At 43.1% G+C, this 22,007-nt stretch carries 19 protein-coding genes and 1 pseudogene; 4 read left to right on the top strand and 16 right to left on the bottom strand.

Annotated features, from left to right (window positions below):
- Positions 1–258 precede the first annotated feature (258 nt).
- From A3I5_RS12390 to A3I5_RS0108670, 3 genes and pseudogenes are all read right to left on the bottom strand, one after another.
- Positions 259–483: pseudogene (locus tag A3I5_RS12390) on the bottom strand (ATP-dependent zinc metalloprotease FtsH); the annotation flags it as partial.
- A 26-nt stretch (positions 484–509) separates the two neighbouring features.
- Entirely contained in the window at positions 510–2,924 is a 2,415-nt protein-coding gene (locus A3I5_RS0108665; RefSeq protein WP_018374205.1) for a flavocytochrome c, read from the bottom strand.
- A 424-nt stretch (positions 2,925–3,348) separates the two neighbouring features.
- Complete coding sequence (locus A3I5_RS0108670; protein ID WP_018374206.1) at positions 3,349–3,960, bottom strand: NADPH-dependent FMN reductase; 612 nt, start codon at positions 3,958–3,960, stop codon at positions 3,349–3,351.
- Between the two features lie 271 nt (positions 3,961–4,231).
- Between A3I5_RS0108670 and A3I5_RS0108675 the strand changes: the two genes are divergently transcribed.
- Positions 4,232–5,455: an L-lactate MFS transporter gene (locus A3I5_RS0108675; RefSeq protein WP_026217006.1), complete on the top strand. Its 1,224-nt coding sequence runs from the start codon at positions 4,232–4,234 to the stop codon at positions 5,453–5,455.
- 116 nt (positions 5,456–5,571) lie between these two features.
- On the opposite strand, the gene A3I5_RS0108680 is transcribed toward A3I5_RS0108675, so the two are convergent.
- Genes A3I5_RS0108680 through A3I5_RS0108690 form a run of 3 tightly spaced genes read right to left on the bottom strand, consistent with a single transcriptional unit; the run spans position 5,572 to position 7,967 of the window.
- A complete protein-coding gene (locus A3I5_RS0108680) occupies positions 5,572–6,309 on the bottom strand; it encodes an ABC transporter permease (protein WP_026217007.1) in 738 nt (245 codons plus the stop codon).
- Between the two features lies 1 nt (position 6,310).
- On the bottom strand, positions 6,311–7,063 hold the full coding sequence (locus A3I5_RS0108685) for an ABC transporter permease (protein WP_018374209.1): 753 nt from the start codon (positions 7,061–7,063) through the stop codon (positions 6,311–6,313).
- Between the two features lie 10 nt (positions 7,064–7,073).
- The gene (locus A3I5_RS0108690; protein WP_018374210.1) at positions 7,074–7,967 is read right to left on the bottom strand and encodes an ABC transporter ATP-binding protein; all 894 of its coding nucleotides are present in this window, start codon (positions 7,965–7,967) and stop codon (positions 7,074–7,076) included.
- Positions 7,968–8,110: 143 nt separating this feature from the next.
- On the opposite strand from A3I5_RS0108690, the gene A3I5_RS0108695 reads away from it, so the two are divergent.
- Both A3I5_RS0108695 and A3I5_RS0108700 read left to right on the top strand, forming a co-directional pair.
- The gene (locus A3I5_RS0108695; RefSeq protein ID WP_018374211.1) at positions 8,111–8,800 is read left to right on the top strand and encodes a response regulator transcription factor; all 690 of its coding nucleotides are present in this window, start codon (positions 8,111–8,113) and stop codon (positions 8,798–8,800) included.
- Complete coding sequence (locus A3I5_RS0108700) at positions 8,801–10,114, top strand: sensor histidine kinase (protein WP_018374212.1); 1,314 nt, start codon at positions 8,801–8,803, stop codon at positions 10,112–10,114.
- 152 nt (positions 10,115–10,266) lie between these two features.
- Here the strand turns inward: A3I5_RS0108700 and A3I5_RS12400 are convergent, their stop codons facing one another.
- The 4 genes from A3I5_RS12400 to A3I5_RS0108720 form a co-directional block, all read right to left on the bottom strand.
- The gene (locus A3I5_RS12400) at positions 10,267–10,416 is read right to left on the bottom strand and encodes a FeoB-associated Cys-rich membrane protein (RefSeq protein ID WP_018374213.1); all 150 of its coding nucleotides are present in this window, start codon (positions 10,414–10,416) and stop codon (positions 10,267–10,269) included.
- Positions 10,417–10,425: 9 nt separating this feature from the next.
- The gene (gene feoB, locus A3I5_RS0108710; protein ID WP_018374214.1) at positions 10,426–12,564 is read right to left on the bottom strand and encodes a ferrous iron transport protein B; all 2,139 of its coding nucleotides are present in this window, start codon (positions 12,562–12,564) and stop codon (positions 10,426–10,428) included.
- A gap of 85 nt (positions 12,565–12,649) precedes the next feature.
- Entirely contained in the window at positions 12,650–13,126 is a 477-nt protein-coding gene (locus tag A3I5_RS0108715) for a ferrous iron transport protein A (RefSeq protein WP_018374215.1), read from the bottom strand.
- Positions 13,127–13,963: 837 nt separating this feature from the next.
- On the bottom strand, positions 13,964–16,249 hold the full coding sequence (locus A3I5_RS0108720; protein ID WP_018374216.1) for a family 78 glycoside hydrolase catalytic domain: 2,286 nt from the start codon (positions 16,247–16,249) through the stop codon (positions 13,964–13,966).
- Positions 16,250–16,371: 122 nt separating this feature from the next.
- Here A3I5_RS0108720 and A3I5_RS0108725 point away from each other — a divergent pair, with 122 nt between their 5' ends.
- Positions 16,372–17,328: a helix-turn-helix transcriptional regulator gene (locus tag A3I5_RS0108725; protein ID WP_018374217.1), complete on the top strand. Its 957-nt coding sequence runs from the start codon at positions 16,372–16,374 to the stop codon at positions 17,326–17,328.
- A 211-nt stretch (positions 17,329–17,539) separates the two neighbouring features.
- On the opposite strand, the gene mnmM is transcribed toward A3I5_RS0108725, so the two are convergent.
- The 6 genes from mnmM to lplA all read right to left on the bottom strand — a co-directional run bounded on the left by mnmM (position 17,540) and on the right by lplA (position 21,833).
- Positions 17,540–18,088: a tRNA 5-(aminomethyl)-2-thiouridylate-methyltransferase MnmM gene (mnmM, locus tag A3I5_RS0108730; protein ID WP_018374218.1), complete on the bottom strand. Its 549-nt coding sequence runs from the start codon at positions 18,086–18,088 to the stop codon at positions 17,540–17,542.
- 1 nt (position 18,089) lies between these two features.
- Positions 18,090–18,539 carry a deoxycytidylate deaminase gene (locus tag A3I5_RS0108735; protein WP_018374219.1) on the bottom strand — a complete coding sequence of 150 codons (450 nt, stop codon included), beginning with the start codon at positions 18,537–18,539 and terminating at the stop codon, positions 18,090–18,092.
- 134 nt (positions 18,540–18,673) lie between these two features.
- Entirely contained in the window at positions 18,674–19,108 is a 435-nt protein-coding gene (locus A3I5_RS0108740; RefSeq protein ID WP_018374220.1) for a GNAT family N-acetyltransferase, read from the bottom strand.
- Positions 19,109–19,118: 10 nt separating this feature from the next.
- Positions 19,119–19,778: a phosphatase PAP2 family protein gene (locus tag A3I5_RS0108745; protein ID WP_018374221.1), complete on the bottom strand. Its 660-nt coding sequence runs from the start codon at positions 19,776–19,778 to the stop codon at positions 19,119–19,121.
- Positions 19,768–20,331: an ECF transporter S component gene (locus tag A3I5_RS0108750; protein WP_018374222.1), complete on the bottom strand. Its 564-nt coding sequence runs from the start codon at positions 20,329–20,331 to the stop codon at positions 19,768–19,770. The genes A3I5_RS0108745 and A3I5_RS0108750 overlap by 11 nt, the downstream gene beginning before the upstream one ends.
- A 512-nt stretch (positions 20,332–20,843) precedes the next feature.
- Entirely contained in the window at positions 20,844–21,833 is a 990-nt protein-coding gene (gene lplA, locus A3I5_RS0108755) for a lipoate--protein ligase (RefSeq protein ID WP_018374223.1), read from the bottom strand.
- Positions 21,834–22,007 lie beyond the last annotated feature (174 nt).

Below are 22,007 nucleotides of genomic sequence, written 5' to 3' on the forward strand. Positions count from 1 at the left end.
GTTTGGTTCGTCTTATTTAGTTCTCAATGGTCTTATGCGTCCCGCTCTCGAGACAACTATCTTAGTATATCACCTACTTTTTTTCTTGTCAACACTTTTTGCTTATCTTTTTTTATTTTTTTTTACTTTGTTACTTCTCCTGTTTTCTTCCGCCTTACTTAGACCTGTTTCATGCCCTATTATCCCCTCCTCTTTCTTGGTCGTTCTTTGAGCTTGTTAAAGGACAGACCGCTTTCCGTTCTGTCCTTATTACTATCTCTATTGGGATGGGGGTTCTTTTTCCAATTTATGCTTTACTTCTTCATAAGAAAGGGCTTTGACTTCTTCCTCATCAATCTGTTCAGGCATTTTCCCAGTTTCATAAATGGATTTGATTTGATTACTATCAAGTGTCTCATATTTTAAGAGCGCTTCTGCTATCAATTTATGAGTGGCGCGGTGACCCTGAATTATTTCTGCCGCTTTATTACGGGCTTCATTTACACGACCAAAGGGGCAGAAGTTATTTTCTAGTCCATGTAGGTTGCAATCGCGGTATCTGCTGCGATACGACCAAAGGTGAAGATATCTGTCAGTGAATTGCCACCCAGACGGTTCCCTGCATGAAGACCGCCAGCAACCTCACCAGCCGCAAAGAGACCTGAAATGACTTGACCGTCTTCATTGAGAACCTGTGCTTTGCTATCAATTTTCAAGCCACCCATGGTGTGATGAACTGCAGGTTTACGAGGAGTTGCGTAAAACGGCGCCACTTCAACCTTGAGGTCAAAAGCTCCCTTGTGGAATTCAGGATCATAGCCTTCGTCCACATAGCGGTTGTAGTTAGCGATGGTTTCAACCAAAACAGCTGGTTCAATGCCAATTTGTGTCGCTAAATCTTCCAAGCTATCTGCTCTAAAAAGCGTTCCTGCTGCTACTTGAGCGTCAATTTTTTCTTGACTGGTGTTGTAAGCTGTTTCCTTAATCTTATCATCGGCAATCAAGTAGAAGAGACCACCATTATCAATCGCTGCCTGAGCTAATTTGTCACGACTTCCATACTCATCAACAAAACGTTTCCCCTCTGTATTGACCATGATGAAGTTAGCAGGAGGGACTTGTAAGCCAGAGAAGAGCGCTCCTGTATTTGGATCAGACACGGGCATCATTTGGGAGAATCCCATACCGACCAGCTCCGCGCCAACAGACTGACCAAGAAGAATCCCATCCCCTGTTAAGGCTGGAGAGTTTGAGGTCTTAATATCATCATCAATCTTGCTCCAGTAGGTGTTGTACTGCTGAAGCATTTTGGTATTTGCCCCAAAACCTCCTGAAGCCAGCACAACCGCTGCTGCTTCTACACGAATGGTTTGTCCATTGCGGCCTGTACCAACCACGCCACGAACGCGACCATTTTCAACAATCAACTCTTTGACTGGAGTGTCCGTCAAGATGATGCCACCATTTTTGCGGACAAAGTCTTCTAAGACTGAGATAAAGGCGTAGCCCATCGGCACAACAGGCTTGTGCCCACGACGCCAGAGAGCACCGACTGGCATCGTTACCTCATCACGGACAAATTCTACACCAAGGTCTTCCAACCAGCGAACAGATTCAAGAGAGCGCTCCGTCAATTCTTTCACCAAGGCATAGTCCCCGTGAATTTCCTGACCGTTTTGGTCGTAACGTTTACCACCCAAGTAGGTTTGAATGCGGTAAAGCAGAGTCGAGTCAAAAAGGTAGGACGGATCTTGCAAGTAGTTGTCTAATTGTTTCTTAAGGCTACGGAAATCTTCTAAATACTCTGGATCAATTATGGATTCGTCTGTATCGCGCAGTTCTTGCAAGTTTTGAGCCTCACCACCATTCGCTGCAAAGGTATTTTGCCAAGCTGGGTCTGGCGCATTCATAGGGCCGCCTGCACGCACGGTATTGCCACCAAGAGCTGGGAATTTTTCCACCAAGACCACACGTTTGCCTTCTTGAAGAGCACGGACTGCTGCTGCAAGTCCTGCACCGCCTCCACCGACTACAACGAGGTCTGTTTCATAGGTTTTATCTTCGCCATCAAGAGCGCTTGGCGCTTTTGGACGTTTACGAAGGACATCTGGATTACCGCCTGCTTGTTTGATCGCACGCGCTACCCCGTCAAGGACGCCATTAGAAGTCACCGATGCCCCTGAAATGGCATCCACATTAAGCGTTTGTCCCTCGATAATCTCAGCTGGTACTCGGGTAAAGACAATATCTGCAATCCCAGAAGACTCACCCTCGGTATCAATATCAATTTTTTCGATGCGATCTTGCGACAGAGTGACTGACATCGGTAACTTGCCATTGTGACCAACTGCTGAGACTTCATAAGTTCCAGGTTCAAGAACCAACTCTTCAGGTTCATTAAGTTGATTGGCGATCTTGGTAAATCGGACAAAGCGGTAAAAGCAAGAATCCAAGAAATCAACCGTGCTCTCACTGATTAGATTACCATTTTCATCAAAAGCTTGATGGGCCTTGCCAAGCAAGAACTCGCTACCTGGCATGACAATCGCATTAACACCTGGGGCATCTAAAATTTGACGTAGGTGAAGCTGCGCTCGTGAAGATCCTTGCACATCATAGGAAGCTCCCACAATCATGACAGGTTTGCCATCAAGAGGATGGATATTAAAGGATAACCATTCAATCAAGCTGTTTAAAGCAGATGGAACGGAATGATTGTGTTCAGGTGTCGCAATAATAACTCCATCAGCTGCTGAAATCTTTTCATTAAAGATTTGGATAGCAGGTGTATGGGTTTGGTCATTTGTCTCATTAAACATCGGAACATTGTCAATTTCAAGAACCTCAATTTCTGCCTTATTGGCAAAATGTCCAGCCATGAATTGCAAAAGAAGACGGTTATACGACTTTTTAGCATTTGTTCCAACAATTCCAATAAAGTTCATGTAAATTTCTCCTCGTAAATAAGATACAAAGCCCGTTAAGAAAAGCGTTGAAAAATGGCGGTAAGTCAGTCATCTTCGATGATGTTGACGCACCCCGACCAAGACGACTAGGGTTTTCACAGATGAAATCGAAGAAAACCCAGACGGCTACGGTCTTAGTCATACCAAAATCAATCTAGCTTTTAGGCCGAATTCAGTTGTAAGATACAAAGGGCGTTCAAAAATGCGTTGGAAAATAAGGGAGTGATCGATGAGTCCGAAGACTCAAGGGAACTCACGAATTTTACCGAGCATTTTAGCCCGTGTTCAATTCGTTAAGATATGAAGCCGTGTAAAAATCCATTGAAAAATGAGAAAACAAACGACAAGTCACAAGACTTGAGGAAGTTTTCGAATTTTATCGAGGATTTTAGCCCGAATTCAGTTACTCAGCAGCTGTTTCCCAGCTAAATTGACGTTTTTGTTCTGTGTTTAGCTGATGCTCAGCGACCAATTGATTGGTCATTTTGACAAAGGTCAAAAATTCTGTAAAGTCTTCGTCTAATTCTGCAACCTTATCCTCATAGACGAGCTGTCCTGATGCATCAAAGGCTTGCTCAGAGTGACCTAGCAAAAATTCATTCCCCGGCATGACGCGTGCTTTTAACTCTGGCGCGTCTAATATCTGGCGCAGATGAGCTTGCGCGCGAGATGAGCCAAGTGTTCCCAGAGAGGCTCCCACTACCATCGTTGGCTTATTGATTAGGGCACGGCTTGTATAAGAAATCCACTCCAGAATACTTTTAAGCGGTGCTGGAATCGAGTGATTATACTCAGGGGTAGCAATGATAACACCATCTGCCGCTACAAGTTTCTCTGAAAATGTCACCATTTCAGCAGGGGCTTTCCTATCCTCGGGCTCATTAAAAGCTGGAATATCTTTAATTTCAAGCACTTCGATATCTGCCTGATCTTTAAAATGTTTGGCCATAAACTGCAAGAGTTTACGGTTGGTAGAGCGGTCTGAATTAGTACCGACGATTGCCACTAACTTCATAAGGATCTCCTTTTTGTTTGTTAATCTTTACACAAAATATATAAGTTTTAACATTAAAAGTCAAGTAAAAAATAGAAAAAGTTCCGTTTTCACAATAAAGCTCCTTGAATAAAAGCTTTAATCAATGCATTATATCCCTAAAATTTTTTATTCACAATATAAACAAACCTACTATTCTAAATTTATTTTTGTCATTATTGACAAATTGTTCCGGAAATGGTATCTTTTTCTTGTGATTTATTTTACAAATAAACATAGAAAGGTTTTTCTTATGCAAACTTCTCTCAATCGCTGGCGTGTTCTCGCTGCGTCTACTGCTATATTGCTCTGTACCGGTGCTGTTTATGCCTTCAGTGTCTTTGCAGGGCCGCTTTCAGCTCAAACTGGTTGGAGTATGGGTGAAATCATGACAGCCTTTGCCATCAACTCTGCTATCGGGCCTATTCCTATGATCTTTGGTGGCTACCTTGTTGACAAAGGCTACGTCAAATGGACAATCGCACTTGGCGCTATTCTCTTTGCCATCGGTTTTTACTTGACAGGCTATGTGACTTCTCCAGGGATGCTCTATGTGACTTACGGTCTCATGGCTGGGCTTGGTCAGGGTTTCGCCTACTCTGGCGCACTGTCAAATACCATCCGACTTTTTCCTGATAAACGGGGGTTAGCATCCGGCATTTTGACTGGTGGTATGGGCTTTGCCGCGGTGATTGCCTCTCCAATTGCTAGCAACTTAATTCAATCTAATGCCGGCGATGCCAAATTGGCTTTTCGTACGCTTGGTCTTGCCTATATCATCATCGTGCTCATTGCTAGTCTGTTTATCCAACCTGCTCCAGCTGGTTATCAACCAACTGGTTGGACTCCCCCGAAAGATGGCCGAGGTAATCTTGTTAGCAAAACTTGGAAGGATATGCTCAAAACACCTCTCTTCTACATTATTATTTCGATGTTCTTTGTAGGTGCTTTCTCAGGTCTCATGATTGCTTCTCAGGCTTCCCCTATCGGCACCACCATGTTTGGTCTCTCTGCTTCAACAGCTGCGCTTTATGTCAGCCTGTACTCCATCGCCAACTCCAGCGGTCGCCTGATCTGGGGATCTGTTTCCGATAAAATTGGTCGCAGCAACACCTTGACCATCATTTATGGTGTTGTAGCAGCTTCACTTCTAGCTCTGACCATCATTCCTGGTCAACTCGGATTTACCATTGGCATCATCGGTCTCGGTATTTGCTTCGGTGGGGTTATGGGTGTCTTTCCCTCTATTGTTATGGAAAATTATGGCCCTGCTAACCAAGGAGTCAACTACGGCATTGTCTTTACTGGCTATTCGCTGGCTGCCTTTTTCGCACCGCGTGTCGCTGTTCAAATGGCCACTGCCAACAACGGCGACTATTCCAATGCCTTTTACGTAGCTATTGTGCTTGCCCTGCTAGGCCTAATCCTAAACTTTGTTTATCAAGCCTTTCGTAAGAAAGCAAAGCAAACAGACTGAATTCAAGAGTGTTGGACAAACCACCATGATGGCTCCACCCTCACTCCCAAAGCGTGTAACTGTTGAAGATTACGTATAAGAAATCCCCTGATTATCAAAAGTCAGGGGATGCTTTTTTACTTCAACAAATTCCGCAAATGTTTCTTTTGTAAATAACTAAAGAGAACAACTAAAAGGGCTGAATATCCAATGAGGCGGAGCCAGATAGCAAGAGGAATGTCCAAATGGACAGACGTTGCTTGGTTGATATAACTTGCTAATTTTGAACTAGCAACCAGATAATTCAACTCTGGAATCACATTTTGAACACTGAGCAGGAAGGTAACCACTCCGAAGAACATGGACAATGCCACTGGTGGTGCAAACGTTCGAATTCTCAAAGAGAAGTAAGTTTGAATCAACACAAGAGGCAAGGCAAACAGACTAGTGACAAAGGCCCAAACGAGTAATTCAACTGGAAAGGCCATCTGAAAGTGAAAAAACAGACCGCTCGCACCATACAAACCTAAAAAGTAAACTTGCGAAAGAATGATTAATCCAAAGGTTACAATAACCTTGGCCCAAATGATTTGCCGAAATGAGTAAGCAGATGTCAGTAGCAAACGTAGACTATTGTGCTTATGCTCCCCATGCCAAATATAGGCGCAAACGACTCCAATTAAACTTGGGAAGAAAAAGAGACCATAAAATAGGTAGACTTGTGTCCAAAGACTCAACCACTCCCTTTGCAAAACAGACTGATTGCCAGCATAGTTCACACTGCCGTAAATAACAGAAATCAAAGGTAAAACCAAGAGGGGAATCCATAGTCTAGAGCCTTTTAGTTTCATCAGTTCAATTTTTATCAATGTCATCTTAATCACCAACTTTCATCCGTTTTCCAATTTGATAGAGGAGAATACCTAAAATAAAAGAAGCAACGAGAGGATAGGGATCGAATGCGCGTAATTGTTTGGTAAACTCTTCCCCAACCTTCACATATTCCACCCTCATTAAGAAAGCATACCAGCTATAAGGAAGAACTTTCATCACGATTTGTGAAATTAAAACAATAATAATCCCCATCAAAGAGCCGAGCATGGCCACCGATAAACTGACCAATTGATTGCTCCATCTGAGAGATAGGAGATAATGCCCCAGTAGAATAAAGCCTGAAATCAGCAAGGTCGTTACTCCGTATAAAAGAAGCTCATGTAATGGAACAAAACCTGTAAAGCCACGTTGCCTGAGAACGAGTACAAGCACCGCCCATTCTACCAATTGTGCCAAGACATAGCACATATAAATATAGAGCAATTTCACACGATAAATGCTTGCATAGCTCACACCACTACTTTTTAAGACATTCCACATCTTATGGCGATTTTCTAGTTGCACAGCCATACTGGCCAAACTAGCTAAAACAACAGGCAATATAATCACCTTCATAAAGGCCATACTACCCATGATAGAATGAATGGTGATGGGATCTGCCAACTCCTCTGGACTTTTAATTTTAAAAACCGTCACCATCGTTACCAAAATCGTTGCAAGGATGCCACCACTCAACAAACGAAAAACAGGCAACCCACGGTATTTTTTGGCTTCAATTCGTAATGTTTTCCACATATTCCACCTCCTACAACTGGTCGCTCGCTGTAAACTCAATAAAGAGTTCTTCCAAGGACTTCGTCACTTCATAAATCCGGTAAATTCCAATCCCTGCTGCCACGAGACCTTCCACCATTCGTCCTAGTTGTTCATCTGAAACCATCGGTAGCAACAAGGTATCTTCTACCAATTCTATTTTCAAGAGAGAAGCTGCTAAGGCATCGTCTGACGTCCGCAGACACAAGTTGCCACTGTGCTGACTCTTGAAATGCTCAATGGTCCCCTGATACAAGAGCTTTCCACTACCGATAATCCCAATTTGAGTCACCATTTTCTCAATCTCATCCAGTGCATGAGACGAAATCATCACTGTTGTCTGGAATTTCTCTGGCAAACTACGAATCAGACGACGGATTTCCTCACGCGCTTGTGGATCCAAACCATTAGTCGGCTCATCTAAAACAATCAATTTTGGTCGTCCCATAATCGCCATCGCAATCCCAAGCCGCTGCTTCATTCCTAGCGAATAATGCTTCACGCGCTTATTCTTATGGTCTGTCAAACGGACAATTGCCAAAGCCTCTGTCACATCTTCTTCTGTCAGCTGCTTCAACTCTTTTAAAATTTGCAGATTTTCATAACCTGTCAGATTATCGTAATAAGACGGCTCTTCAATCAAGGAACCAATTTGTCTGAGAATCCCGATGCGGTTGCTCTCTTTCATTTCCACACCAGCTACCGAAACATGACCCGCATTTGCCTCCAAGAGACCACAAATCATTTTCATAATCGTAGACTTCCCAGCGCCATTTGGCCCAATCAAGCCATAAATCTCTCCCTGCTCAATCGTTAGCTGGTCAATCGCCACAGCTGTTTGCTTTCCAAAGACCTTTTTTACACCTTTTAATTCAATCATGTTCATTCTTCTGTCCTCCTTTTTCTGACACTCTTAGTGTACACCTCCCACCTTACCTCTCCTTAGCGCCTTCCTTAATTCTTCCTTAATTTTTGGAAAATGGCAGAGCTGAATCCGCAGAGTGTGCTATACTATTTTAGAGGTATATTATGAAACTGACAGATCGAAAACTACTTATTTTAGATGACAACCCTGATATTTTACAATTGGTCAAAGAGAGTTTAACCATCGCCGGCTTTACCCATTTGACAACTGCACATACTAAAAAAGAGGCTCTTGACCTCCTCCGTACAGACCAGTTCGACTTGGCTATCTTGGACATTATGCTGCCAGACGGTTCTGGCTTTGAAGTTCTGCGCCACATTCGGCAACACTCGATGATGCCTGCCCTCTTTTTATCAGCTGTTTCTGACATTGAAAAACAGTACCAAGGGTTTGAGTTGGGAGCCGATGATTATATTGTCAAGCCTTTTCGCCCCAAGGAATTAGAACTGCGCATCTTGTCCATTCTCAAGCGCAGCTATCCCCCGCAAGAGGAACTAGTGCAACTAGAAGGCTGTCAAATCGACTTTGAACGCGCAGTTGTTTTAAAAGAGGAAGAAGAAATCTCTCTCACCGCTAAAGAATTTAGTCTCCTGCGCGTACTCTATAACCACAAGAATAAGATTGTCACCTTTGATACCTTGCTAACAAAGGTCTGGGGCGAGCAGTACGAAGGATATGAAAATACCCTGATGGCACATATTCGCAAAATACGTCAAAAGATCGAGATCAATCCCTCAAAACCAACGCATCTTCTCACCGTCAAGGGATTGGGCTATCAGTTACGGGTGGACTAGATGAACACACTGAAGTATTTTTCCAAAACCCTACTGGCTTATTTTACAACGGTTCTTCTCTTGGGGCTCACTGGAATTGTCATTTTCCTAATCGGTACCTATCAAATTCTAACCAAGGAAGTTCGAAACCAGCAAGACCCGACCTCTCTAGTGCAGCAACTCATCAAGGATGATCAGCTGAATCTCTCTTCCCAAAATAAACACTTATTAGAAGAGCGAAATATCTGGCTGATGGTCCTATCTGAAAAGGGTGAAATTGAAGAATCCTTTCAACTTCCTAAACAGTTGGATCATCCTTATAAGCTGACAGACATCGTTCGCTTCAACCGTTGGTATCTGGAAGACTATCCCGTATTCACCTTTGTCATGGGAGAAAATATCCTCGTCCTAGGCTATCCAAAAGGGACCTATGATAAATTCCCTGCCAATTACTACAATGTCAACTTATTCATCGGTACCTTCAAATGGATCTTAGCCGTTTTTGTAGGGCTTATCATTGCCTTTTTCTTCGTCTACTTCTGGACACAAATGAAATTGCGCAAAGAATTCAACCCTATCACACAGGCCTTAGTGGACTTATCTGAAAACAAGCCAATCTTACTAGATGAAAAAGGAAATCTAACAGAGATAACCTCTGACCTCAACCAAACTTCCCAGCTCCTTCTTAAAACCAAGGAAATGCGGAACCATTGGATTCGCGGTATCAGTCATGATCTCCGCAATCCATTGACCCTGATTTTAGGGAATACCACCCAACTTGAAGCCCTTTACGGTTCTTCAAAACAAATCCAGCAAATTCAGACCAACGTTCATCAGATGGAACATATTATTTCCAATCTCAATATGAGCTACCTACTAGACAACCCAGCCCTCCTGCAAGAAATGGACCGTCTGGACCTCAACAAACTCCTCCGTCAAATCATTACGGATTTTTATAACAATTACGAAGAGCTCCACTTAGACTTTCAGCTACCAGAGCAACCTAGCTTCATTTTAGGAAATAGTAGTTTGCTGACACGCGCGATTACCAACCTCCTCCTCAACAGTCTAACCCACAATGAAAAGCCTCATCAGCAACTCATGCTCGTGAAAGAGGGAGACAACGTTTTACTCACTATCTCAGATAATGGAAGCATTCGCCCTGAAAAAGTCCTTGAATTGAATCAAAAAACACGGCATTACGATACCCACGGAATGGGAACCATCATCACCAAGCAGATTATCGCCTTACATCAAGGAACTATTCAATTCACACATCTCAATCCCGGACTTCAGGTAACAATTGCCTTACCTGTTTCTTCTGACAACGTTTAAAGTAGATTCGTGCAAGGTAATATACTATTTTAGCTCAATTGACGCGTACCCGCATAGCGGGTGGTTTATTGGTCTCGCACCTTACGGAGTGAGACATTAAAACGAGAGTGGGACAGACCACCGTGATGGCTGTCTGTCCCACTCTCATTTTTCTATTTTACTTTACTAGCCTTGCGCATTTCTTCTTTGATCGGGCAGGTACAGTCACAGTCCCCGCAACTCCCTTTTCCTTTGACAAAGCTACGCAAGCCCAGTACAACAACAATCGCAATCAGTATTCCTAATACAATGGTGGTGAACATCTTTTCCTCCTACTGACTGACCCTTGCTAAGTGATGCAAATGGATAATGTCGTCCTGAAGCTGACGTGGTTTTCTAACGATCAGATAGACCATTATCAAAAGCAAGCCAAGTGCAACGCCTGCCCATATGGTCACAGCTTTTCCCTCCAGAAGGACCAAACCCAGCTGATACAGCACTAGACTAACGACATAGGCCAAGCCTGTCTGAAAACCAATCGCCGCAATTGTCCACTTGGCTTCGCCCATTTCTCGCTTAATCGCTCCCATGGCTGCAAAGCATGGCGCACACAGCAAGTTAAAGGTCAAGAAAGAATAGGCTGCCAAAGCCGAATAATCTGCCTGCAGGCTTTCTGTTAGTCCTACTTCTCCAGTACTCTGATAGAGAATCCCAAAGGTTGCCACAACCGTTTCCTTGGCCGCTAAGCCCGTCATCGCAGCCACTGTCGCCCGCCAATTTCCAAAACCAAGCGGCTCAAACACCCAGGCAAAGAGACGCCCAAAACTCGCTAACATGCTCTGCTCAGTCTCCACAGCCTGCAAGGCAAAATTATATGATGACAAAACCCAAATCAAGACTGTGAGACTAAAAATAATCGTCCCCGCACGTTTGACAAAACTCATGGCCTTGCCAAAAGCGTACCGCAATACAGACACGGCTTTGGGCAAATGATAGGCAGGCAGTTCCATGATAAAGGGACTAGTGTAGCCTCCCAGAAAGACTGTCTTTTTCAAGGCAATACCTGAAAGAACAATGGTTGCAATTCCTACAAAATAGGTGGACGGTGCCATGAAAGGATTATCTGGGAAAAAGGCTCCTGCAATCAAGGCAATAATTTCCAACTTAGCCGAACAAGGCATAAAGGTCGCTGTCATAATCGTAATTTTTCGATCACGCTCATTTTCAATCGTTCGACTCGCCATAATTGCTGGTACCCCACACCCAGTCGCAATCAACATCGGAATAAAGGATTTCCCCGACAGACCAAATCGTCTAAAAATCCGATCCATGACAAAGGCAATCCGACTCATGTAACCAATATCTTCTAATATTCCCAGACAGACAAAAAGAACAAAAATCTGAGGAAGAAATCCAAGAACTGTCCCTACACCTGCTACAATCCCATCCAGAATCAAAGACTGCATCCAATCTGCCACCTGCAGATAATCCAAGCCACGCTGTACCCAATTCGGCACGATTTCTCCAAAAAGAACATCGTTGACCCAACCTGTCCACATAGACCCAACAGTCTGAATGGACAAATAATAGACCAAGAACATCACCAAGGCAAAAATAGGCAAGGCCAGTATCCGATTGGTCACCACTTTGTCAATCTTATCGGATAAATTCAGCTTAAAATCACTCTCTTGACTCTGGGCCATCTTAGCAACTCGCTCAATAAAAGCATAGCGCTGGTTGATGACAATGGTCTCCGAGTCTTCTGTAAAAACCTCCTCAGTAATCTGGATAATTTCTGCAATATCTGCCTTTTGAAAAGAGGAGAGATTTAGCTCAGATTCTACCAGATTATCTCGCTCAAATAACTTAATGGCGTAAAATCGAGCCGCAGACTTGGGTACGGTTGCTCCTAGTACTTCGATAATCTGGGCAATGGCCGCTTCAAATCGATTATCGTACATCGGAAATTGGATACCATCCACTACTTCTCTGGTTGTCTGAGCCGCTTTCTGAATCACCTGAGCGATTCCCAGATTCTTTACCGCACTTGTCGCCACTACAGGGATGCCCAATTGATACGATAATTTATCGACATTGATAACTTTTCCCTGCGCCCGTAAAACATCGCTCATATTTAAAGCCATGGTCACAGGAATCCCTGTCTCAATCAGCTGAGTCGTTAGGTAAAGATTACGCTCTAAGTTTGTGGCATCCACGACATTTAAGATACTATCTGCCTCATAGCTCAACAAGTAATCACGCGCTATTTTTTCCTCTGGACTATAGGGAGACATGGAGTAAATTCCTGGTAGATCTTGCACTTCTATTTCCGGCTGTTTTTTGACAGAGCCACTCTTTCGCTCCACTGTCACTCCCGGCCAATTTCCCACATGCTGATTGGTACCCGTTGCAGCATTAAACAGACTAGTCTTTCCACTATTCGGATTTCCAATTAAGGCAATTGTTGTCATATTCTCAAAACCTCACACGTTCCATCATACTTTCTCTCACACAAAAAAGCATTCCTGCTTCTCTCTTATCTGCTGAAAATAATAGCTATCTTTGTTCTTTATCTCTTGCCCGTATAACACTAATCATCTGCGCTTCTGATTTCCGCAAGGTCAATTCATAGCCGCGCAAGCTAATCTCAATCGGATCTCCCAATGGTGCGACCTTTCGGAGATAAATCTTGGTGTGACGTGTCAATCCCATATCCATCAACCGCCGCTTGCTTTCGTTCACTGCAAAAATACCGTCTACGTACGCAAATTCACCCACCTTTAATTCCGACAGCGGAAGCTTTTCGACAGACTCTTCACATTTGGCCACGTCGATATGCCGCAAAATGGATTGATCAAAAGCTAAACGACTGGATGACAGCATCACAATCCCACTCGTAGCCGTCTTTGAAATCAATTGAACAGTTGTGCCAACCTTCAACCCAAAATTAGCTAAATGCTGCTGACTCTCCTCAGGCAAATCAATACTTCTAATGTGATAGGCCACATTGACCTCACCGTCTAGTAAAATCAAATTTCTTGACCCTCCAAACTTTTTGATGTAAAATAAAATTTTTTGACAATTTTAGTATATCATAAAAATATTGACTGAAAAGAAAAAATTAAAATATTCTCACATTTCTTGGAAGTGTAAAAGAACACGATCAATCAAAAAGAGCGGCTTTTCCCACCACCGTACAACTACGCTGGCAACACTGGTTCAAGCCAAAAAGAATTTCCGTCTTACCTTTCTAACATTTAAAATCTAATCGTAGTAGCTGATCGGCTTCTCATTCACCTCCTTCGTAGGTTTTGACAAGTCTAATCAGCCTTTCAGGGATAAGACTAAGTTGGCGGGTCAACAGGTCTTGCTCCCAACCACTGCGCTGTGATGTTGACGCAAACTATGAGAGGTGAGGTTGGACTTTTTATACGTAATCTTCAAAGATTACACGCTTTGAGGGTGAGGGCAAAGCCATCATGGTGGTCTTGCCAACCTCATACCTTGCTTTTAAACAAGAAAACTGCATGAAAGCTTCGTGAACCTTGCTTTCATGCAGTTTTGCTGTTTTTAGAGCTTTTGTGTCGTTCCGATTTTTACTGCGAATCGTTTTCTTGAGTATTTCAATCTTTTAGAGCCTATGTTGATGTGCAGTTCGTCTGGATTAGGTGACTATGCTTGACCAAATCAAGAGGAAAGCACCTTCGTTTCAAGTTTCAAAAAGGCATGCTAAACACTCTTTTGTTCTATTAGAAAGCGTCCTAATCTGTAGTTCATTCTAGTATAATACTACGGCTTTGCTGCGCATGCGAGATTTTACACAGTATCCTACGATAGGGAGCTATCGTGACTACTGCTCTGCTTTTTTCCTTATGCTAATCGCCCTGAAACAGCCGTTAAATCAATGGTAACAGGAATATTTTTTGGAGTATCAATCAGCCAGATCCGTCCATCTTTCTTAATAGTAATCATCCCAACTGGAGAGTGATACGTCATGTCAAAGCGATCAACGATCTCTAGACTTGGAGCAATAGCAATAGCCTGATAACCTGGCGCAGCTGCCTTCAATCCAACTGTCTCGCGAATGATCCAGTCCAAGACACAACCGAAAGCATAATGGTTAAACGAGAACGTCCCAACATTGCCATCTGGTTGAATTCCCGCCCATGATTCCCAAATCGTCGTCGCCCCACGATTGATCTCATAGAACCACGATGGACAAGCGTCTTGAAAAAAGACCGTCCTAGCCAAGTCTACATGCCCATTCTCGCAGAGTACGTCAAGCAAATAAGGCACCGAGAGAAAGCCTGTATCCAGGCGATTTCCATTCTCATGAATCATGCTGACTAAACGGTCAACCAGGCCTTGACGGTGATCATCAGAAACCATGTCAAAAGCTAAAGCCAGAACATAACACCCTTGAAAATCACTGGTCAAATGCCCTGCTTCCGTTAGGAAATATTTGGAAAAGGCAACGCGTACCTTTCGGGCATAATCTGCAAAAGCAGAACCATCTTTACCCAAAATTTCTGAGATGTGAGCCAATAAATCCGCCGAATGAGCTAAGAAAGCTGTCGCTACGAGATCTTTGGTCACCGCTGAAGTTTTCATAGGATTTGGCTCTGACATCATAAAACTAGGAAACATCCAGTCCCCATAATGAAACTTAGTATCCCAGATATAGCGGTCCTCCCCAGACTTGTCTCCTGCTGCGCTGTCTTTTGAAAAAGCAAACCAATTTAGCATGGCCTGGTAATTTTCCTCTAGCACTTCTCTATCACCGTAACGTTGATAAAGTGTCCACGGCACCATGATGATGGCATCTCCCCAACCAGCTGATGAGTAAGAACCCGTAAAAGCCACGCTACTAGCTGCATCTTTTGGAGCAGGAGAATAATCTACAATCTCTCCATTCTCTTTTTGGTTGATACGCACACTTTTTAGCCAGCGTTTGATAAAGGCTTTTGTCTCTAAAAAGAAGGTTGATGACGGTGCGAATACCTGCATATCACCAGTCCAGCCAACACGCTCACGCTGCGGACAGTCAGTCGGAATAGATAGCATATTTCCCTTTTGACTCCAGAGAATATTTGACAACAGTTGGTTAACCTTGAAATCACTTGTAACCAATGTCCCCGTCTGCGCCATTTCAGAATAAATAGCGATGGCTTCAATTTGCCTCTCATCTAAGGACTCAAGCCCCACGATTTTAACATAGCGAAAACCATGGAAGGTAAAATCTGGTTCCAAAATTTCCTTTTGTCCTCTACCAATGAAAACATCTCTAGCATCCTTATTTCTTCCTACGATATTCCTGAAGAAATGGCCATTTTCATCCAAGGTTTCTGCATGGTCAACCACAATTTCCTGACCATCTGCTAGACCAGCCTTGAGACGAATACGTCCTGCAATAACCTGTCCAAAATCAACAATCAAGCCATCCTTTTCTGACCAAATTTTCTGAGCAGGCAAGATTTCTTGACGATAGACCATCGGCCCCTCCTGAGGTGCCAATCGTTCATAATCTGCGTCAATTTCAAAGGTTAGCTCAGGCAGAGGTAAAAATGAGGTCTTCCAATCACTATCCAATCGTAAATCCTGTTTTTCTCCAATTTGAATATCAGCATAGCGATGCTTACCAGAACCAGCCGTAAAGGAAGTATCTGTTCCAACTATTTCTGTACAACCATCAGAATAAGTGATTTCTAAATCCACCAAAAGTGCCAATTGGTCACCAAACTGGGCACTACCCCCTTGAACACTGATACGACCAGCATACCAACCATCTGCCACCTCAACTGCCAAAACATTTTTACCAATAGCTAAAAACTTCGTGACCTCATAGGTCTGATACATCAGAAAGTCATTGTAATCCGTATAATCAGGTGTGAAAATCGCTCCGGTCACTCGCTGGCCATTGATATAAGCCTGATAAATCCCCTGACTGGTGATGGTCAATTCAGCCTTAGTGACTTCTTTAGATAAAGTCAACTCCTTTTTAAAATAAACACCTGGATGAAGACGCTCTTCCACAGGAGCTTGCGGACGGCTTTTGCCAGAAAACATTTCCTCTAAAGTAAATTCAGGTTCCTCTGAAACCGTCGCATGAGCAGCTGAAATCCAACGTCCCGTCCAAGATAATTTTGTATTTTTCACAGCAAACTCCTTTATGAACCAATGATAATGTGATTATAGCTTATTTCAAGAGATTTTCAATGCTTGCTTATGACCCAAAACTGTGATAATATGACTTTAAATTCTAAAAAAGGAGCCTTTAAATGCCAGAACTTCACTGGAAATTGCCTCAGTTTGATGTCAATATACAAGAATTAGTAGTAGAGAACTTCATATCTCTCGAGGAACATTTTTCACCTTTTGAAGTCCCTTATAAAGAAGCCAAGCATTATGAGTTTAAGGAAATTATAAAGGCACTTAACCTCTCACCTGATACCGAATTCGCTCTCACCTCTCATCGTCTAGATTACCCCTCACAGTTGCACGACCATGATTATTTTGAGGTCGTTTATCTAACAAAAGGCCGCATGCTTCATATTGCAAACCGTACCACACATGTCATGCCTGAAGGCACTTTAGCGCTCATTCCACCTCATATCTCTCATCTCATAGCTCCCATTGATAGCTGTGACCCTACTGTTATCAATATTCTTATCTCACCTTGCCTTATGAAAAAAATAGCAGAGCTTCTCAACAAACCAACTGTAGATTGGGACAAAAGCCCTATAATCATGGAAAAACACTGGGATTCTTCTAATCTAAAATTGACGGTTATTAAACTGCTGGAAAGCTATTTTAAGGCTCAGTATCAGGTCAATTTGACTTCTTTGGGCTATCTTTTAGCCCTGCTGGATAACTTTTCTGAAAACACTTCTCTCATTCATCAAACCGATAAGCTAACCCAAGATTGTCTACAGATCATTCAAAAGTCTTGTACCACCATCACCCAAGCCCAACTGGCCAAGCAACTCAACTACAGTCCTGGCTATCTTTCTCGGCACATCAAAACCCAAACAGGTCAGACTATTTCGCAGCACATTGCCCAAGCAAAGCTAGGGCTAGCTCAGCAGTTACTATTAGAAACAGACCTATCCATCAGGGACATTGCTGAAAAAGCTGGCTATCAGAGTGAAAGTCACTTTCATCGTGTTTTTAAAGAAAAAACTGCCATCACACCACGGCAGTTTAGATTATTGACGAAGTCTAAAAAACGAGAGTGAGGCAAAAATCGGTAAGTCATCGTGAAAAGTTGACTTCTTTTGTTGTCCCACCCTCCGCACGTTTACGATGGCAACACTGGTTCAAGCCAAAAAGAATCTCCGTCTTGCCTTTCTAACATTTAAAATCTAATCGCAGTAGCCGCGTCTTATCTTAGCGGTAAATCTAAAAATACAGGAGGTTGGATTACTTTTGTTCCAATCTCCTGTATTTTTAAGTCTCTCTTAATTTCTCCACCATGATTAAAAACGGTGGATTGTTCATCTGGTTGATAGTTTGGTAGATGGCTACGGTAAATTTTGTCTGAGGTAGGGTTTTGACAAAATCAAGCACAGCATCTCGCTCGACATCACCACCTGCGTGTCCATAGTAAACCATGATAGCCAGACGGCCACCAACTTCAAGGAGCTGACAGATTTGCTCAATAGCTGATAAGGTTGTCTCTGGCTGGGTAATGACAGACTTGTCAGCTGAGGGCAGATAGCCCAGATTAAAGATAGCAACCTTGGCTGAACTGACATGCTGGCTAACTGTCTCATGACCTGCCAAAATCAATTCTACATTCTCAAAACCTGCCTCAAGCAAACGTCTCTGGGTGGTATCAAGCGCCGCCTGCTGAATATCAAAAGCTAACACTCTGCCTGCCCGTTGGGCTAAAAAGAGGGTATCATGACCATTTCCCATCGTGGCGTCAATAGCCACAGCATCGGGCATCAGAATTTCCTCCAAAAAAGCGTGAGCCATGTGTAGGGGGCGCAACATTCTAATCATCTCCTAACTGAATTTTTGGCACATCGTGTTGAACCAGCTCCACACCCTTAGCTGCGATGAGCTCTAAAGCGAAGGGATGTTTTCGATAGGCTTCCTTATAGGTAATTTTAGTAATCCCAGCTTGAAGAAGGGCTTTTGTACAATTGATACAGGGAAAGTGCGTAACATAAATCTCAGTGCCATTAGTTGAAATCCCTTCCTTAGCACACTGAATAAGGGCATTCATCTCTGCATGGACGGTGCGAATACAATGACCATCCTCCATCTGATGACCAGTCTCATGACAGTTATCCGTCTGAGAGACCCCACCATTATAGCCTGTCGCGATAATCCTCTTATCTTTGACCAAGACCGCCCCCACAAAGGCGCGATCGCAGGTTGACCGTTTGGAAATCAGGTCAGCATTTGCCATAAAATAATCCTGCCAAGTGAGTCTATCCATCCTCATCTCCTTCAGCTGTTTTTTCTTTTTATGATACCACAAAACCCTGCTAAATTCTAGCAGGGTCAAGCTTTTCACCTGAAACATAAAAAGGAGAATGAGAAAGAACTCCCATAAATTTGTCATGAAACGTCTTATGAAGGAGCAATGAGCATATCCAGATGAGGAATACCGTCTTCTAGGTAAACCTCAGAAACTGGCTGAAACCCAAAGCTAGCATAGAAATTTTCGAGATAGGCTTGGGCTTGCGCATGAATAACCATTTCAGGAAAACGTTCTCTAGCTACTTGCAAGGCATAACTGACCAGCTCTCGTCCAAGGCCTGTTCGTCTAAAGTTAGGTGCGACAATGACCCGTCCCAAATGAACACCGTCCTCGGCCTCAATCAGGCGAAAATAGCCCACAAGAGCACTCCTCTCCCATTTCATACCGTGCAGACAGGTAAGGTCAGCATCGTCAACTTCAGGGTAGGCACAGGATTGTTCTACCACAAAAACACCCACGCGCAGCTTGTAGATGACATGCAATTCACGAGTTGTCAGATCATCAAAGGTCTTTATGATCCACATATCTATCTCCTCACTTTTGCTTGCTCTGGAAGCGCCATTCAAAACGCTTCTGGTCATAAAATGGATAAACGATAGAAACAATCGCCACCGCTAATAGCCAACCTGCGATGACATCCGACGGGTAATGAACACCAAGGTAAAGACGAGAGATACCGACAACCGCAGCCAAAACAATCAGAAGCAATTGCATGAGCCGTTTAACAAACTGATTCGAGCGAATCCGTTGTTCAACCACCACACAAAGGCTCAACGCAACAACCATAGTCGAAGCCGCATGCCAGCTCGGAAAGGAAGCACCAATCGGATCCGCAATCAGATACTCCAAGCTCGGCCTTTCACGGTTATAGACCAGCTTCAAAAGCGTTGAGGCAACGCCCATAACGAGGAGATTCCCCAAAAGCATAATCCCTTCAGCCCGCCACTTACGAATGTAGTAAAAAGTCGCCGCAATCAAAGCTGTGTAGGACATGATTATCGGTGTATTGCCAAGTACAGTCACGGTTCGATAAAAATCATTGAGCCTATCGGGCAAGTCCCCGCGCAACCAAGCCTGAAAATCCACATCAAGCTGCGACAGGTCATTAGGATAAAACTTGATCACATAACCAAGTATGACAAAGAATAAAAGGGCAAAAGAGCCCTGTGTCAAATATTTTTGTTTATTTTTCATAGGTTTTCAAAATTGGTCTCATCACAGTGTAAAGCCCGTAAAAGGCTAGCGACAAACTCACGCCTTGCAAGAAATTGAAAGGCAAGACCATGGCAAATAAGTAATTTCCCAAGCCTAAAATGGCCTTAATATCAAAGTTAGCATAGGCAGCATAAAGCGGAACCGCATAAAGATAGTTAGCAACCAGCATACCGAAAGACGACATGAGCGTCGCCACGCCAGCTGCTAGCGCGAACTGTTTTGGTGTTTTTCTTTTTTTCCAAATCATAGCAAAGCTAAGAATGAAAATCCCCATCGCCAAGATGTTCATCGGCAGACCAATATAGGTCGCAACACCGTTACTGTTCAGCAAAAGCTTTAGCAAAGAGCGAAGCAGCAGGATAGTCAAGCTCGATTTAGCATCCAGAATAGCCAGTCCAATCAAGACAGGCAAAATGGAAAAATCCATCTGCAGAAAGTCCGCACCTGGTATGAGGGGCAGTTGAAAAAGCATGAGCAAAAAAGAAACTGCCGAGAGAATGGCTATCAAAGCCATTTTACGTGTGTTTGTCATTCAAGTTTCCTCCAATTTCTAACAAATCGAAAGAAGCCTCGAAAACAGGACAACCTTATCTTATCAAAATTTCCCTAAAGAGATTAACTCTTTGTAAAGCAGTTAAGATCTCACCAAAGGGATTCGTTAAAAGGCAACCTGCCTCCGTCTTCTCCCATCCAGACTATACTGTCGGTTGTGGAATCACACCACATCAGCTTACGCTCGCGGACTTCTCTTAGCTGAGGTATTTTCGCTTAATCAAATCACCAAAATCATAGCTTACACTCACAGTACAGCAAAACTAAGCAACAAGAAAAAGGAAAATAACTCACGATTCCTCAAAGAAAATCAGAAATAAACGAGAAAACGAAGTCGCTGATAGAACTGACGTTCATCAAGACAAAGTATCTTTTTGATTTTCAAAGAGTAAAAGAGTCACCGCCGGTCGGGAATCACACCCTGCCCTGAAGACCTTTTCATCATACCAAAAAAAGCCCCGACTTGCAAGGAATCAGTCGGGGCGGCATAAGCTAAGCTACAATAGCCCTAGCCACATCCTCCGTTGTCATGCGAGAGAAATAATGGGTCGTGTCAATCGTTTGAAGTTTTGCAAGAACATCTTTGTATTCGTAACGTGTTCCAACTAAAAGCTGCTCAATGTCTGCAACATCTCCGATCCCAAAGAAGTCTCCGTAGATCTTGATAGACTCAATAACAGATTTTTCGACCTTGGCAAAGGTTGTAATTTTACCAGCATCGTAGCGCACATTGCGCTCAATCGTATATTCAGGTGTTTCACCAAAGTTCCATTCCCAAGTCCCAAATTGGGTATCACGAATTTCTTGGATACGCTTGAATTCTTCGTCTGAAAGAACATATTCGGTCATATCAGGGTATTCTTTTTTCATTTGGGCTAAAATAGCGTCACTAAACTCTTGAACGGTGATTTTTTCAGGCAATTCATTGTTAATGTTGGTGACACGAGCACGAACAGACTTAACCCCTTTAGACTCGATTTTATCTTTGGAAACCTTGAGAGCATCTCCAAGGACAGTCATATCTACATCAAAGAGCAGACAACCGTGATGCATCATGCGTCCCTTGTAGTAGGCTTGAGCATTACCACAGATCTTCTTACCATCAATTTCCAAATCATTTCGCCCTGTAAAATTAGCCTCGACACCAAGCCCAGCCAAGGTGTCAATCACCGGCTTGGAGAATGTTTTAAAATCAAAAGCTCCCTCATCAGCCTTATTGGAAATAATGGTGTAGTTAAGATTGTTAAGGTCATGGTAAACCGCACCACCACCAGACAAACGACGGATCACATGGATATCGTGAGCATCTGTGTACTCTTTATTGATTTCTGCCAGAGCATTCTGGTGCTTGCCTATGATAATAGCAGGCTCATTAATCCAGAGGATAAAAATCTCATCTTCACCTGTCAATTCACGGAAAGCGTAAGATTCAAGAGCAATGTTGTATGCCGGGTCATTCGAGTTGTTAACAATGTATTTCATGAAAAGCTCCTTGTAAGATAACTATAGTTTGATTATATCAAATTCATGATATTGTCGCGAAAAATTGAACTGATTTATAGTAAAGTCTTTACTGAAAATATTACAATTTCGTAACAAAGCATTTATTTATGATGTAAGGGTTTACAAACACCTTATCTGGTGGTATAGTGTTTT

This window comes from Streptococcus merionis DSM 19192, from assembly GCF_000380085.1.
GTDB classification, from domain to species: domain Bacteria; phylum Bacillota; class Bacilli; order Lactobacillales; family Streptococcaceae; genus Streptococcus; species Streptococcus merionis.

Excerpts from the sequence above, each read along its gene's own strand:
- A3I5_RS0108680 (WP_026217007.1), bottom strand. The coding sequence starts at position 6,309 with ATGACATTGATAAAAATTGAACTGATGAAACTAAAAGGCTCTAGACTA.
- A3I5_RS0108745 (WP_018374221.1), bottom strand. The coding sequence starts at position 19,778 with ATGAAAAATAAACAAAAATATTTGACACAGGGCTCTTTTGCCCTTTTA.
- A3I5_RS0108675 (WP_026217006.1), top strand. The coding sequence starts at position 4,232 with ATGCAAACTTCTCTCAATCGCTGGCGTGTTCTCGCTGCGTCTACTGCT.
- lplA (WP_018374223.1), bottom strand. The coding sequence starts at position 21,833 with ATGAAATACATTGTTAACAACTCGAATGACCCGGCATACAACATTGCT.
- A3I5_RS0108725 (WP_018374217.1), top strand. The coding sequence starts at position 16,372 with ATGCCAGAACTTCACTGGAAATTGCCTCAGTTTGATGTCAATATACAA.
- A3I5_RS0108670 (WP_018374206.1), bottom strand. The coding sequence starts at position 3,960 with ATGAAGTTAGTGGCAATCGTCGGTACTAATTCAGACCGCTCTACCAAC.
- mnmM (WP_018374218.1), bottom strand. The coding sequence starts at position 18,088 with ATGTTGCGCCCCCTACACATGGCTCACGCTTTTTTGGAGGAAATTCTG.
- A3I5_RS12400 (WP_018374213.1), bottom strand. The coding sequence starts at position 10,416 with ATGTTCACCACCATTGTATTAGGAATACTGATTGCGATTGTTGTTGTA.
- A3I5_RS0108700 (WP_018374212.1), top strand. The coding sequence starts at position 8,801 with ATGAACACACTGAAGTATTTTTCCAAAACCCTACTGGCTTATTTTACA.
- feoB (WP_018374214.1), bottom strand. The coding sequence starts at position 12,564 with ATGACAACAATTGCCTTAATTGGAAATCCGAATAGTGGAAAGACTAGT.
- A3I5_RS0108690 (WP_018374210.1), bottom strand. The coding sequence starts at position 7,967 with ATGAACATGATTGAATTAAAAGGTGTAAAAAAGGTCTTTGGAAAGCAA.
- A3I5_RS0108665 (WP_018374205.1), bottom strand. The coding sequence starts at position 2,924 with ATGAACTTTATTGGAATTGTTGGAACAAATGCTAAAAAGTCGTATAAC.
- A3I5_RS0108685 (WP_018374209.1), bottom strand. The coding sequence starts at position 7,063 with ATGTGGAAAACATTACGAATTGAAGCCAAAAAATACCGTGGGTTGCCT.
- A3I5_RS0108695 (WP_018374211.1), top strand. The coding sequence starts at position 8,111 with ATGAAACTGACAGATCGAAAACTACTTATTTTAGATGACAACCCTGAT.
- A3I5_RS0108750 (WP_018374222.1), bottom strand. The coding sequence starts at position 20,331 with ATGACAAACACACGTAAAATGGCTTTGATAGCCATTCTCTCGGCAGTT.
- A3I5_RS0108740 (WP_018374220.1), bottom strand. The coding sequence starts at position 19,108 with ATGTGGATCATAAAGACCTTTGATGATCTGACAACTCGTGAATTGCAT.
- A3I5_RS0108735 (WP_018374219.1), bottom strand. The coding sequence starts at position 18,539 with ATGGATAGACTCACTTGGCAGGATTATTTTATGGCAAATGCTGACCTG.